Annotated in this window: 12 protein-coding genes; 5 read left to right on the top strand and 7 right to left on the bottom strand. The window is 38.2% G+C overall.

The window, feature by feature from the left end; translation table 11 throughout:
- The first annotated feature begins 49 nt into the window (after positions 1-49).
- The 4 genes from QAP06_RS03360 to QAP06_RS03375 are packed head-to-tail and all read left to right on the top strand — an operon-like array spanning position 50 to position 5,149.
- Positions 50-1,177 (top strand): succinyldiaminopimelate transaminase, encoded by a 1,128-nt coding sequence (locus tag QAP06_RS03360; protein WP_286466902.1) that lies wholly within the window; start codon positions 50-52, stop codon positions 1,175-1,177.
- On the top strand, positions 1,170-2,519 hold the full coding sequence (murC, locus tag QAP06_RS03365; RefSeq protein ID WP_286466911.1) for a UDP-N-acetylmuramate--L-alanine ligase: 1,350 nt from the start codon (positions 1,170-1,172) through the stop codon (positions 2,517-2,519). Before QAP06_RS03360 ends, murC begins: the two co-directional genes overlap by 8 nt.
- Positions 2,519-2,896, top strand: coding sequence for a hypothetical protein (locus QAP06_RS03370; protein ID WP_100956676.1), 378 nt, complete (start codon positions 2,519-2,521; stop codon positions 2,894-2,896). The genes murC and QAP06_RS03370 overlap by 1 nt, the downstream gene beginning before the upstream one ends.
- A 6-nt stretch (positions 2,897-2,902) precedes the next feature.
- Positions 2,903-5,149 carry an endonuclease MutS2 gene (locus QAP06_RS03375; protein WP_286466918.1) on the top strand — a complete coding sequence of 749 codons (2,247 nt, stop codon included), beginning with the start codon at positions 2,903-2,905 and terminating at the stop codon, positions 5,147-5,149.
- Between the two features lie 149 nt (positions 5,150-5,298).
- On the opposite strand, the gene ppa is transcribed toward QAP06_RS03375, so the two are convergent.
- From ppa to QAP06_RS03410, 7 genes are read right to left on the bottom strand one after another with little or no spacing between them, the layout of a single operon-like run.
- Complete coding sequence (gene ppa, locus QAP06_RS03380; RefSeq protein ID WP_286466923.1) at positions 5,299-5,820, bottom strand: inorganic diphosphatase; 522 nt, start codon at positions 5,818-5,820, stop codon at positions 5,299-5,301.
- A gap of 55 nt (positions 5,821-5,875) precedes the next feature.
- On the bottom strand, positions 5,876-6,529 hold the full coding sequence (locus QAP06_RS03385; protein WP_286466929.1) for a glycosyltransferase family 25 protein: 654 nt from the start codon (positions 6,527-6,529) through the stop codon (positions 5,876-5,878).
- A 26-nt stretch (positions 6,530-6,555) separates the two neighbouring features.
- Entirely contained in the window at positions 6,556-7,146 is a 591-nt protein-coding gene (locus tag QAP06_RS03390) for a glycosyltransferase family 25 protein (protein WP_286467452.1), read from the bottom strand.
- A gap of 59 nt (positions 7,147-7,205) precedes the next feature.
- Complete coding sequence (locus QAP06_RS03395) at positions 7,206-8,219, bottom strand: glycosyltransferase family 25 protein (protein ID WP_286466933.1); 1,014 nt, start codon at positions 8,217-8,219, stop codon at positions 7,206-7,208.
- A 24-nt stretch (positions 8,220-8,243) separates the two neighbouring features.
- Positions 8,244-8,819, bottom strand: a complete 576-nt coding sequence (locus QAP06_RS03400; protein WP_286466944.1) for an adenylate kinase — start codon at positions 8,817-8,819, stop codon at positions 8,244-8,246.
- A gap of 16 nt (positions 8,820-8,835) precedes the next feature.
- Positions 8,836-10,569, bottom strand: a complete 1,734-nt coding sequence (gene aspS, locus QAP06_RS03405) for an aspartate--tRNA ligase (protein WP_286466947.1) — start codon at positions 10,567-10,569, stop codon at positions 8,836-8,838.
- 34 nt (positions 10,570-10,603) lie between these two features.
- Complete coding sequence (locus QAP06_RS03410; RefSeq protein WP_286466948.1) at positions 10,604-11,545, bottom strand: chemotaxis protein; 942 nt, start codon at positions 11,543-11,545, stop codon at positions 10,604-10,606.
- A 77-nt stretch (positions 11,546-11,622) separates the two neighbouring features.
- Here QAP06_RS03410 and ligA point away from each other — a divergent pair, with 77 nt between their 5' ends.
- A complete protein-coding gene (ligA, locus tag QAP06_RS03415) occupies positions 11,623-13,593 on the top strand; it encodes an NAD-dependent DNA ligase LigA (RefSeq protein WP_286466950.1) in 1,971 nt (656 codons plus the stop codon).
- Positions 13,594-13,686 lie beyond the last annotated feature (93 nt).

Consider the following 13,686-nt stretch of genomic DNA (forward strand, 5'->3'; position numbering starts at 1 on the left):
TAAATTTTAGGTAAGATTAACCATTCCATTTTAAGATTAAAGTAGCCCTATGACCTTTGAGCCTTATCCTTTTGAACGATTAAGAGCCTTGTTTAAAGAGATCACCCCTAAAAAAAAGGGGCTAGATTTAAGCATCGGCGAGCCGCGATTTGAAACGCCACAATTCATTCAAGACGCCCTCAAAAACCACACCTATTCGCTCAATATCTACCCTAAAAGCGCGTTTGAAGAGAGTTTGAGAGCGGCTCAAAGAGGTTTTTTTAAACGCCGTTTCAAGATAGAATTGAAAGAAAACGAATTAGTCTCCACGCTAGGATCTAGGGAAGTGTTATTCAATTTCCCTAGTTTTGTTTTATTTGACTATCCAAATCCCACTATCGCCTACCCTAACCCCTTTTATCAAATCTATGAAGGAGCGGCTAAATTTATCAAAGCTAAAAGCCTTTTAATGCCCTTAACTAAAGAAAATGATTTCACTCCAAGCTTGAATGAAAAAGAGTTGCAAGAAGTGGATTTAGTGATCTTAAATTCCCCCAACAACCCCACCGGGAGAACCCTTTCTTTAGAAGAGCTGATTAGTTGGGTCAAACTCGCTTTAAAACATGATTTTATTTTAATCAATGATGAATGCTATAGTGAAATTTATGAAAATACGCCTCCCCCTTCGCTTTTAGAAGCTTGCATGCTTGCTGATAATGAAGCGTTTAAAAACGTTTTGGTTATCCATTCGCTCTCCAAACGCTCTAGCGCTCCAGGGCTAAGGAGTGGTTTTATCGCTGGGGACAGCAGCCTTTTAGAAAAATACAAAGCGTTTCGTACCTATTTAGGCTATACGAGCGCTAATGCGATCCAAAAGGCCAGTGAAATAGCTTGGCTAGATGATGAGCATGCAGAATTTTTCCGCAATATTTATGCGAATAATTTGAAACTGGTGCGAAAAATCTTTAAAAACACGCTCATTTATCCTTATAGTTTTTATGTGTATCTGCCCGTTCAAAACGGCGAAAAATTTGCTAAAAGACTTTATCAAAATGAAGGCATTACCACCTTACCGGCCTTGTATTTAGGGCGTAATCGTATCGGCGCTGACTATGTGCGTTTAGCCCTTGTCTATGACACCCCCCTTTTAGAAAAGCCTTTAGAAATCATAGAAACTTATCGAGAAAAGCATGCTTGAAACCCCAAAAGTTTTACTCAAAAACCTGCAAGATTGCAAGATCCATTTTATCGGTATAGGGGGGATTGGCATTTCAGGCCTAGCCAAATACCTTAAAGCGCAAGGGGCCACGATCAGCGGCTCTGATATTACCATAAGCCCCAGCGTTAAGTATTTGAAAGCTTTAGGCGTAGAAATTAATATCCCGCATGATCCAAAAGCGATTAAAGATCAAGATGTTATTATCCATTCCGCCATTATTAAAGAAGACAATACAGAAATACAAAGGGCTAAGGAATTAGAAATCCCTATTTTATCTCGTAAAGACGCTTTGTATTCTATCCTTAAAGACAAGCGCGTTTTTAGCGTGTGCGGGGCTCATGGAAAAAGCAGTATCACGGCCATGTTAAGCGCGATTTGCCCCTTTTTTGGAGCGATTATTGGGGCGCATTCTAAAGAGTTTGATTCCAATGTGCGAGAGAGCGCGAATGATAGCTTGGTTTTTGAAGCCGATGAGAGCGATTCAAGTTTTTTATTTTCTAACCCTTATGCTGCGATTGTGCCTAACACAGAGCCAGAACATTTAGAGCATTATGGCCACGATTTAGAGCGTTTTTTCTCCGCTTATGGGTATTTTTTAGACCATGCTCAAAAAAGAGTGATCTATAAAGAAGATCCTTTTTTAAAAAACTATTCTAAAGACGCCATTGTTTTAGAAAAAAAAGACATTTATAATATCCAATATATTTTAAAAGACGGCGAGCCTTACACTTCATTTGAATTGAAAGACTTGGGGGCTTTTTTGGTGTGGGGGTTAGGCGAACACAACGCCACGAATGCGAGTTTGGCCATTTTAAGCGCTTTAGATGAATTGCATTTAGAAGAAATTAGAAATAATTTATTGAATTTTAAAGGCATTAAAAAACGCTTTGATATTTTGCAAAAAAATGCGCTCATCCTCATTGATGATTACGCCCACCACCCCACTGAAATCAATGCCACTTTAAAAAGCGCTAGGATTTATGCTAACTTATTGGACACGCAAGAAAAAATTATTGTGATCTGGCAAGCGCACAAATACTCCCGCTTAATGGATAATTTAGAAGAGTTTAAAAAATGTTTTTTAGAGCATTGCGACAGGTTGATCATTTTGCCCGTTTATAGCGCGAGTGAAGTTAAAAGAGATATTGATTTGAAAGCCCATTTTAAGCATTATAACCCCACCTTTATAGACAGGGTGCGCAAAAAAGGGGATTTTTTAGAGCTGCTAGTCAATGATAGCGTGGTAGAAACGATCCAAAAAGGCTTTGTGATAGGCTTTGGAGCAGGGGATATTACCTATCAATTGAGAGGCGAAATGTAATGGGTGCAGCGGTTGTTTTATTTTTAACGCTGGTTTTATTGTTTTTAGTTTTAAGGGATTTTGGTTTAGCAAGCCCTAAACAAAAACTTGTGGCTTTTTTAATCGTAGGGATTATAGGAGCAAGCATAAGCGTTTATACTTATCAACAAAACCAGCAAAACCAGCAAGAAATCGCTTTGCAAAGAGCGTTTTTAAGGGGGGAAACCTTGTTGTGTAAAGGCATTAAAGTGAATAACCAAACCTTTAATTTAGTGAGCGGGACTTTGAGCTTTTTAGGCAAAAAACAAACCCCTATGAAAGACGTTCTTGTGGATTTGGATTCTTGTCAGATGCTTCAAAAAGATCCCTTAATCCAACCCCCAATGAACCCCCAATGAACCCCAATGAATAGTAATAATACCCCACCCAAACCCCTAGAAGAAAGCCTGGATTTAAAAGAGTTTATCGCTCTTTTTAAAACCTTTTTTGCCAAAGAACGAGATACTATTGCTTTAGAAAGCGATCTCAAACAGGCTTTCACTTATTTAAACGAAGTGGATGCGATCGGTTTGCCTACCCCTAAAAGCGTGAAAGAAAGCGATCTTATTGTCATCAAACTCACCAAATTAGGGACGCTCCATTTAGATGAAATTTTTGAGATTGTCAAACGATTGCGCTACATTGTCGTTTTACAAAACGCTTTTAAAACTTTCACGCATTTAAAATTTCATGAACGCCTTAACGCTATTGTCTTGCCTCCTTTTTTTAATGATCTAATCGCTTTATTGGATGATGAAGGAAAAATCAAACAAGGAGCTAACGCTACCCTAGACGCTTTGAATGAAAGTTTGAGCCGCCTTAAAAAAGAGAGTGCCAAAATCATTCACCATTACGCCCACTCTAAAGAGCTTGCCCCTTATTTAGTGGATACGCAAAGCCACCTTAAACATGGTTATGAATGCCTTTTATTAAAAAGCGGGTTTTCTAGCGCGATTAAAGGCGTTGTGCTAGAAAGGAGCGCTAATGGCTATTTCTACCTCTTGCCTGAAAGCGCGCAAAAAATCGCCCAAAAAATCGCGCAAATTGATAATGAAATAGATTGCTGTATTGTTGAAATATGTCAAACTCTAAGCCGTAGCTTGCAAAAACACCTTTTATTTTTAAAATTCCTTTTCAAAGAATTTGATTTTTTAGACAGCTTGCAAGCCCGGCTTAATTTCGCTAAAGTCTACAATTTAGAATTTGTCATGCCAAGCTTTACGCAAAAAAAAATGATTTTAGAAAACTTTTCGCACCCCATTTTAAAAGAGCCAAAGCCCTTAAATTTGAAGTTTGAAAAATCCATGCTCGCTGTTACTGGCGTGAATGCGGGCGGGAAAACCATGCTCTTAAAATCGCTTTTAAGCGCGGCTTTTTTAAGCAAGCATCTCATTGCTATGAAAATCAACGCCCATCATTCCATTATCCCCTATTTTAAAGAAATCCACGCCATTATTAATGACCCCCAAAACAGCGCGAACAATATCTCTACTTTTGCAGGCAGAATGAAGCAATTTAGCGCTCTTTTATCCAAAGAAAACATGCTTTTAGGCGTTGATGAAATTGAGCTAGGGACTGACGCTGATGAAGCGAGCAGTTTGTATAAAACCCTGTTAGAAAAATTGCTCAAACAAAACAACCAAATCATTATCACCACGCACCACAAACGCTTAAGCGTGTTAATGGCAGAAAACAAGGAAGTGGAATTACTAGCCGCTCTTTATGATGAAGAAAAAGAACGGCCCACTTACACTTTTTTAAAAGGGGTTATTGGCAAAAGCTATGCGTTTGAAACCGCTTTGCGCTACGGCGTGCCACATTTTTTGATTGAAAAAGCGAAAGCTTTCTATGGCGAAGATAAGGAAAAATTGAGTGTTTTGATTGAAAATTCCAGCGCGCTAGAAAGAGAATTAAAGCAAAAAAATGAAAGCTTAGAGAACGCTTTAAAAGAGCAAGAAGATTTAAAAAACGCATGGCTTTTAGAAATGGAAAAACAAAAAGAAATCTTTCACCATAAAAAATTGGAATTGGAAAAATCCTACCAACAAGCCCTAAACATCTTAAAAAGCGAAGTCGCTTCAAAAGATACCAGCTCTATGCATAAAGAAATCCATAAAGCGAGCGAGATTTTAAACAAGCATAAAACAAACCAAGAGATCCCCCAAATAATAACGAGCTTTCAAGCCAACGAAAAAGCGCGCTATAAAAATGAAAGCGTGCTGATTGTGCAAATTTTAGACAAGGGCTATTATTGGATAGAAACCGAGCTTGGCATGCGTTTAAAAGCACATGGGAGTTTGTTGAAAAAAATCCAAAAACCCCCTAAAAACAAATTCAAACCCCCTAAAACAACCATTCCTAAACCCAAAGAAGCGAGCTTGCGCCTTGATTTAAGGGGGCAACGCAGCGAAGAAGCCCTGGATTTACTAGACGCTTTTTTAAACGACGCACTTTTAGGGGGCTTTGAAGAAGTGCTTATTTGCCATGGCAAGGGGAGCGGGATTTTAGAAAAGTTTGTGAAAGAATTTTTAAAAAACCACCCTAAAGTGGTAAGCTTTAGCGATGCTCCCATTAATTTAGGCGGCAGTGGGGTTAAAATCGTTAAATTGTAGTTTTTGGCGCTTTTTTATGGGGGATTAATACAAAAATCCGCTTTAAAACATAAAGCCATTTTACACCAACACCCAATAAAAACAAAACCTTTTTAAAAGAGCGTTAGAAAAGGGGGTTTAAGCTTAATTGCCAAAACCCTTAAAAATCTTTAGCTTTGATAGGCTTTTATCGCTTTCTCTAAAACCTTAATCGCGCTCTCTTTGTTTTCAAACCCCTTGACTTTCACCCATTTATTAGGCTCTAAATCCTTGTAAGTTTCAAAAAAATGTTTGATTTTATCTAAAGTGTGTTGGGATAAATCATTAATATCTTTGACATAGGAATGCGTGGGATCGATCTTATCTATGGGTAGAGCGAGTAATTTTTCATCCACTCCGCTTTCATCTTCCATGTTCAAAACCCCAACCAAGCGCGCTTTCACCACGCTCCCGGCTTGAAAAGCCACATCGCTTAAAACAAGCACATCTACAGGGTCGCCATCAGATCCTAAAGTGTTAGGCACAAAGCCATAATTTGCAGGGTAATTTTGCGCCCCATAAAGCACCCTATCCACCATTAAAGCCCCGCTTTCTTTATCTAATTCATACTTGATATTAGAATGCTTGGATATTTCAATTACCACGCACAAAGCGTCAGCGTCATGGCTAATTTCTAGTTTTTCTAAATTCATTGCAATCTCCTTTGAATAATAAAAAAGACTTATTCTAACATAAAGCCCGCTCTTTTTAACTCTCTTTAGGGGTTTTTAAATGATTGTATCGTCTGCTGTATTTGTGAAAGGCTTTTAAGCATTTTCTAGTGTTTAATTGATGATAAAAAAGATTATCAAAATAAGATTTTTTAGGGGGTTTTAATGAAATATTAGGCTTTTTCGCATTTTGAATGGTGCTATTGAAAGCATGCTTGTTTAAAGAAACAGGGCAAGGCACATAGGTAAAATTAGCGACATCATGGTAAGTGGGGTTGTTTATGAACATATCCACCGGCTCTATGATTTTGAAACGCTCTGTGGCTTCTATAAAAGTTTTAGCTCCCTTAGGCGTGATATAGTATCCTGCCGTAGAAGCCACATACACGCTAGTGAGGTAAAAATGCTCTAAAAATAACGCTTCTTTTTCGCTATCAGCACGCCTTTCCCAAAAGGTCTCTTTAATGTTTGCCTCTTTTGCCAATAAGGATTCGTATTTTCCTGTGAGTTCATCGTATTTTCCTGTGAGTTCATCGTATTTTCCTGTGAGTTCATCGTATTTTCCTGTGAGTTCATCGTATTTTCCTGTGAGTTCATCGTATTTTCCTGTGAGTTTCTTATACGCTTCTGTCCGAGCTAAAATATTTCCAATGAAGTGGTTGAGCTTTCTTTTAATTTTTTTAAAAACCACTTGGTTAAAAGAGATTTTTTGGGGCGCTATTTTGCAAGGCTCAGATAGTTCTTTGGGGTCTTGTTGCGTTTCAATAATAAAATCTTGTTGCGTTTCTCGTGCGGGATTGGGGGGGGGGGGGGTAACTTCATATGGTTTTCAATAGGCGTTTCAGGTGCTTCAGCCTCTGTATAGATAGGGAGAGCGCATAAATTGGTTTTATGACCTCCCCAATAATGCCCGTAGAGTCTCACAAAATCAAAAGGGCTTTTCAAGCAATCTTCTAGGGCTTGCATGAAGTTAGACTCTAGCGCTGTATCATCTTCTAAAATGACGACCGGTTGGTTTGTTTTAACGCATTCTTTCCATAAAAGATAATGGCTTAAATAGCACCCAAATTCTCGGGGCAATAATTCTTGATAACAATAATCAGAATGGAACCAATCGGATTTTAACATGCTTTGCGCATCATAAAGCTCTTGAACGAATTTTTCAAAATCTTCGTGTTTAGGGCTAATAGCGTCAAAGATTTGAAAAACACAACGCCCTTTAAATTTTTCATTGGATTCTGAAACGAGTTTTTCAGTATCCAAACGCCTTTGACTTTCTTTTAAAGAAATGATATAAGCTTGTGTCAAATGAACTCCTAAATATGGCATTCCATGAATTATTCTGCCATAAAATTTTTTTATTCTTTTTAAACCTCTTTAGGGGTTTTTAAATGATCGTATCGTTTGCTGTATTTGTGAAAGGCTTTTAAACGCTTTTTAGCATTGAGACTATAAAAGAAAAGCCCCCTAAAAGTTGATTTTTTAGGCGGAAGCGGGTAAGATTTCAAGCTCTTTTTTTGGGGCTTTTGAATGGTGCTGTCTAAAGAATGCTCGCTTAAAGAAACAGGGCAAGGCACATAGGTAAAATTAGCAATGTCATGGTAAGTGGGGTTGTTTATGAACATATCCACCGGCTCTATGATTTTAAAACGCTTCGTGGCTTCTATAAAAGTTTTAGCACCCTTAGGGGTTAAGTAATAACCGGCTGTAGAAGCCACATACACGCTGGTGAGATAGAAATGCTCTAAAAAAAAGGCTTCTTTTTCATGCGTTGGGTAATAGTTTCTTTGTATTTTTTTGAGAAAACCTAAAGCAAAATGGATGTATTTATAAACAGAAAGGCTTGAAAGCTTGCCAATAAAAATATTTGACATTTCTCTACATTTTTCTAAAATAGAGCGATTTTTTAAAGAAGAATCAAAGGGAGGAAATACAAATTCTTTGGGTAAAACATGGAATTTTGTATCGTGGTAATACCAATAACACCCATAGAGTCTCACAAAATCAAAAGGGCTTTTCAAGCAATCTTCTAGGGCTTGCATGAAGTTAAATTCTAGCGCTACATCATCTTCTAAAATAACGACCGGTTGGTTTGTTTTAACGCATTCTTTCCATAAAAAATAATGGCTTAAATAGCACCCTAATTCAGGCAAAGTCAAACCATCGCTAATGTCTGAATGATACCAATCAGATTGCAATAAACTCGGGGCGTCATAAAGCTCTTGAACGAATTTTTCAAAATCTTCGTTTTTAGGGCTAATAGCGTCAAAGATTTGAAAAACACAACGCCCTTTAAATTTTTCATTGGATTCTAAAACGAGTTTTTCAGTATCCAAACGCCTTTGACTTTCTTTTAAAGAAATGATATAAACACAAATCACAGCTCATTCTCTTTGGAACGCATTTTAATTTGCAAAAGACAAAATATATTTTTGCATTTCATTCACGATTTCTTCAATACTTCTTTCGCCATTGATGATTTTATGCAGATGCTTAGCCTTGTAGAAGTTTTGGATTTCAGCTAAGGGGTCTAAAAACACCCGCATGCGGTTATGAAACACGACCTCATTATCATCAGCCCCCCTAGAACGCCCTAAAACCCTTTCTTTAGCGGTGTTTTCACTCACTTCTACTTCAATCACGCTTTTTAAGATCACTTCGTTTTGAGCGTTCAATTCCTTATCCAAAGCCTGCATTTGTTCCACGCTCCTAGGATAGCCATCAATTAAAATGATCCCTTTACTAGAGCTTTTAATCGCTGAAAGGATCGTTTCTACCACAATTTCTAAAGGCACTAACTCGCCTTGAGAAGTGAATTTCTCAATCAATAAGCCTCGCTCGGTCTTTTTAGCGCTCTCAGCCCTTAATAAATCCCCAGTAGAAAAATGAGCGATTTTTTCGCTGTTATTCTTAGCGATAAGCTCTGCATCAGTGGTTTTACCACTCCCTGGGGCTCCAATAATCAAAAATAGTTGTTTCATATCTTATCCTTTCAAATTATTTTCTTAAGCGAATGTGTAATTCTCTTAGTTGCTCTTCATTAATGGGGCTAGGAGCGTCAGTCAATAAGCATGAAGCTTTTTGCGTTTTAGGGAAAGCGATCACATCTCTAATGCTGTTGGATTTGGTCATTAGCATGATCAAGCGATCAAAGCCTATCGCAAAGCCCCCATGAGGAGGAGCGCCAAACTTGAGCGCTTCCAGTAAAAAGCCAAATTTCTTTTGCGCTTCCTCTTCGTTGATATTGATTTTTTCAAAGACTTTTTTTTGCATTTCTTCTTTATGAATCCTTATACTCCCCCCACCAAGCTCCACGCCATTAAGCACCACATCATACGCATGTGCTTCAATCTCTTCTATATCTTCGCATTCTATATTTTTAGGCATCGTAAAAGGGTGGTGCGCGGCATGATAGCCGTTTTCGGTTTTTTCAAACATGGGGAAATTGACTACCCATAAAAAATTTAAAGCGTCTTTATCAATCAAGTCAAGCGTTTCAGCCACCTTCAAGCGCAAGCGCCCCATGTAATCTAACACGATTTTTTTATCCCCAGCTCCAAAAAAGACAATATCCCCAGTTTTTGCACCAGTTTTTTCTAAAATATTCTTAAGTCCTTTTTCGCTCAAAAATTTAACTAAAGGCCCTTTAATCCCATCTTCTTTAATTTGCAAATACGCTAAGCCTTTAGCCCCAAATTGGCGCACAAATTCTTCTAATTCTTTTAAAACGCTGCGGCTAAAAATCGCATCAGCCCCCTTAACATTCAAAGCTTTAATGCGTTTGTTTTTAGGATCTTGCGCGATATGAGAAAAAATAGCGTTTGAGCTGTCTATAAAACAATCCCCCACTTCTATCAAAGGCAATCCAAAGCGCAAATCCGGCTTATCGCTCCCGTAATTTTCCATCGCTTCCTTATAAGGCATGCGTTTAAAAGGTTTAGAAATAGTATGCCCAATCGCTTTAAAAATCTCTTGCAACAAATCTTCCACCACGCCCATCACATCATTTTCATCACAAAAGCTCATTTCCGCATCAATCTGCGTGAATTCTGGCTGCCTGTCCGCCCTCAAATCTTCATCTCTAAAGCAACGAGCGATTTGAAAATACCTGTCCATTCCCCCCACCATTAAAAGCTGTTTGAATAATTGCGGGCTTTGAGGAAGCGCGAAAAATTCGCCCTCATGCACCCTGCTTGGCACCAAATAATCCCTAGCTCCCTCAGGCGTGGTTTTAGACAAAATGGGGGTTTCAATCTCTAAAAAACCCTTTTGGGCTAGAGTGTTACGAGTAATTAAAGCCACTTCGCTACGCAATTTGAAGATTTCATAAGCATTCAAAGAGCGCAAATCCAAATAGCGGTATTTCAAGCGCAAATCTTCATTCACGCTTTTATTGCCGATTTCAATCGGTGGGGTAGCGCTTTTATTTTCAATAATTAACTCTTCTAAAACAATTTCAATTTTACCCGTTTTTAGTTTAGGGTTTTCTAACCCAGCACCTCTCAAACGCACTCTTCCTTTAGCCACTAGCACAAATTCGCTCCTAACCTCTAAAGCCTTTTCATAAGCCTTAGAGCTAGGATCACAGACTAGTTGCACCAAACCGCTTTTATCCCTTAAATCAATAAAAACCACGCCTCCATGGTCTCTATAAGTGTTACACCACCCGGCCACTTTGACTATTTTACCCACATCTTTTTCACTAATTTCTGTGCAAAAATGACTTCGCATGTTTTATCCCTTTAAATTAAAACAAAAATTAAATTTATGAAAGCGTTTTTTTAAGCATTTCATGGATTTCAAGAATGTTAGATTTTACCACAAAACCATCCGCTTCTAAAGATTGGGCTAACTGGCGGTTAGAATCGCTGCTCATGGACGAATTGATGATCACAGGAAGATGCTCAGTCCTGCTATCAGCTTTAATGGTTTTTAGCACTTCAAACCCTGAAATAACAGGCATTTCTAAATCCGTAATGACCACGCCGACCTGTTGGTAATGTTCTTTTTCATACAAATAATCCAACAATTCTTTCCCGTTTGGAAAGGCTAAATAACGCAATTCTAAAGTTTGAACGATTTTTTCTAGGGTTTTAAGAGCGCTCAAGGAGTCTTCAGCGATTAAAATGAGTTTTTGGCTTTGAATGGCTTCTATGCAACGCAAAGTCAAATCGTCCAAATCCTTCAAGCTAGGGAAAACATCGCTAATCATTTTTTCCACATCTAAGATCTGCACCACTCGTTCTTCATCAAAACGAGTGATAGCGCTAAGTTTACCCTCTTCATTAATGCCTTGTTTGTCCCCGGCGTTAATCTCAGTCCAATTTTTATGGATGATCCTTTCAATTTTTAAAACCTTTAGAGCGATAGAATGGTTAGAAAAATGGCACACAATCACCAAATTATGCTCATCTTTAACGCTGTATTCTTTTAAATTGCGACTCAGATCACTAGCGTTATAATGCAACCACCTTTTCACATCCACTAAAGGGATAGACTCGCCCCTAACACTAAGAAATCCAAGCATCACGCCATCGCTCCCCCCAAGAATCTCTGTAACCTCCCCATCATAATGGATAATTTCTCGGATCTTAAAAATGTTTAAGCCATAAAGTTGGGTGTCTTTTTCTGCATCTAACCTAAAGCATAGAAATTGCGCTTCGTTGTTTAAGTGCAACGAAGTCGTTTTATCAATATCTCTTACCACCTGATTTCCCCTAAAGCCCTATCAAAGATTAAATGTTATAATACTACCCTAATTTAGTTTAAAAGGTTTTTACAAACATGATAAAAAGCCAAAAAGAGTATTTAGAAAGAATTGAATATTTAAACACCCTATCGCACCATTATTACAACCTTGATGAGTCAATCGTAAGCGATGCGATCTATGATGAACTTTATCAAGAATTAAAATCTTATGAAGAAAAAAACCCTAATGATATTCAAGCCAATTCCCCTACCCAAAAAGTGGGGGCCACTGCCACCAATTCGTTCAATAAAAACCCCCATTTAATGCGGATGTGGAGTTTAGATGATGTGTTCAATCAAAGTGAATTGCAAGCGTGGTTGCAACGCATTTTAAAAGCCTATCCTAGCGCTTCGTTCGTGTGTTCGCCCAAACTTGATGGGGTTTCGCTCAATCTTTTGTATCAACATGGCAAGTTAGTGAAGGCGACCACTAGGGGTAATGGCTTAGAAGGAGAGCTTGTTACCCACAACGCTAAACACATCGCTAATATCCCCCATTCTATCGCTTATAATGGAGAAATAGAAATCAGGGGCGAAGTGATCATTTCTAAAGAGGATTTTGACGCTTTGAATCAAGAGCGCCTAGACGCTAATGAACCCCTATTCGCTAACCCCAGAAATGCCGCATCAGGGAGTTTGAGGCAGCTTGATAGCGAAATCACTAAAAAGCGTAAATTGCAATTCATTCCTTGGGGCGTGGGCAAGCATTCTTTAAATTTTTTAAGCTTTAAGGAGTGTTTGGATTTTATCGTCTCGTTAGGTTTTAGCGCCATTCAATACTTAAGCCTAAACAAAAACCACCAAGAAATAGAAGACAATTACCACACCCTGATTAGAGAAAGGGAGGGCTTTTTTGCCCTTTTAGACGGCATGGTGATCGTTGTGAATGAATTAAATATTCAAAAGGAGCTAGGCTACACGCAAAAATCCCCTAAATTCGCTTGCGCTTATAAATTCCCGGCTTTAGAAAAACACACAAAAATTGTAGGAGTCATTAACCAAGTGGGGCGCAGCGGGGCAATCACACCGGTCGCTATCTTAGAGCCTGTAGAAATTGCTGGAGCCATGATTACTAAAGCGACCTTACACAATTATTCTGAAATTGAAAAAAAGAATATCATGCTCAATGATAGGGTTGTTGTCATTAGAAGCGGCGATGTGATCCCTAAAATCATCAAACCTTTAGAATCTTATAGAGACGGCTCGCAACACAAAATTGAACGCCCCAAAGTTTGCCCTATATGTTCGCATGAGCTTTTATGCGAAGAGATTTTTACTTATTGCCAAAACCTTAATTGCCCAGCAAGGTTGAAAGAAAGCTTGATTCATTTCGCTTCTAAAGACGCTTTAAACATTCAAGGCTTAGGCGATAAAGTCATAGAGCAACTTTTTGAAGAAAAACTCATTTTTAACGCCCTGGATTTGTATGCTTTAAAATTGGAAGATTTAATGCGGCTAGACAAATTCAAAATCAAAAAAGCTCAAAATCTATTAGACGCTATTCAAAAAAGCAAAAACCCTCCCTTATGGCGTTTGATCAACGCTTTAGGGATTGAGCATATTGGTAAGGGAGCGAGTAAAACGCTAGCCAAATACGGCTTAAATGTGTTAGAAAAAAGTGAAGCCGAGTTTTTAGAAATGGAAGGCTTTGGGGTGGAAATGGCGCGTTCTTTAGTCAATTTTTATGCGAGCAATCAGGAATTTATCCGATCGTTATTTGATTTGTTGAACCCTAAAAACAGCGATATAGCTGAAGAAAAGCAAGAAAGCTCTTCTGTTTTCAATAATAAAACGATTGTTTTAACCGGCACGCTTTCTAAACCACGGCAAGAATACGCTCAAACATTAGAAAATTTGGGGGCAAAAATTGCTTCAAGCGTGAGCGCTAAAACCGATTTTTTAATCGTTGGAGAAAACCCCGGCTCAAAACTCGCTCTAGCGCAAAAACATGGCGTGAGCGTTTTGAATGAAGAAGAATTGTTAAAGCACCTTAAAGAATTGGATTAAAATTAAATTCTAAAGAAAAATTCCAATTTTCATTCTTAATGAATTTACTCACAAAATCCTATTTTATAGTAGAATGCGAAAAATAAAGATACT

The organism is Helicobacter pylori (assembly GCF_030323545.1).
Classification (GTDB): Bacteria; Campylobacterota; Campylobacteria; order Campylobacterales; family Helicobacteraceae; genus Helicobacter; species Helicobacter pylori_CO.

What these genes read in the sequence shown, in the direction of transcription:
- QAP06_RS03360 (WP_286466902.1), top strand. Translation starts at nt 50, where the DNA reads ATGACCTTTGAGCCTTATCCTTTTGAACGATTAAGAGCCTTGTTTAAA.
- murC (WP_286466911.1), top strand. Translation starts at nt 1,170, where the DNA reads ATGCTTGAAACCCCAAAAGTTTTACTCAAAAACCTGCAAGATTGCAAG.
- QAP06_RS03370 (WP_100956676.1), top strand. Translation starts at nt 2,519, where the DNA reads ATGGGTGCAGCGGTTGTTTTATTTTTAACGCTGGTTTTATTGTTTTTA.
- QAP06_RS03375 (WP_286466918.1), top strand. Translation starts at nt 2,903, where the DNA reads ATGAATAGTAATAATACCCCACCCAAACCCCTAGAAGAAAGCCTGGAT.
- ppa (WP_286466923.1), bottom strand. Translation starts at nt 5,820, where the DNA reads ATGAATTTAGAAAAACTAGAAATTAGCCATGACGCTGACGCTTTGTGC.
- QAP06_RS03400 (WP_286466944.1), bottom strand. Translation starts at nt 8,819, where the DNA reads ATGAAACAACTATTTTTGATTATTGGAGCCCCAGGGAGTGGTAAAACC.
- aspS (WP_286466947.1), bottom strand. Translation starts at nt 10,569, where the DNA reads ATGCGAAGTCATTTTTGCACAGAAATTAGTGAAAAAGATGTGGGTAAA.
- ligA (WP_286466950.1), top strand. Translation starts at nt 11,623, where the DNA reads ATGATAAAAAGCCAAAAAGAGTATTTAGAAAGAATTGAATATTTAAAC.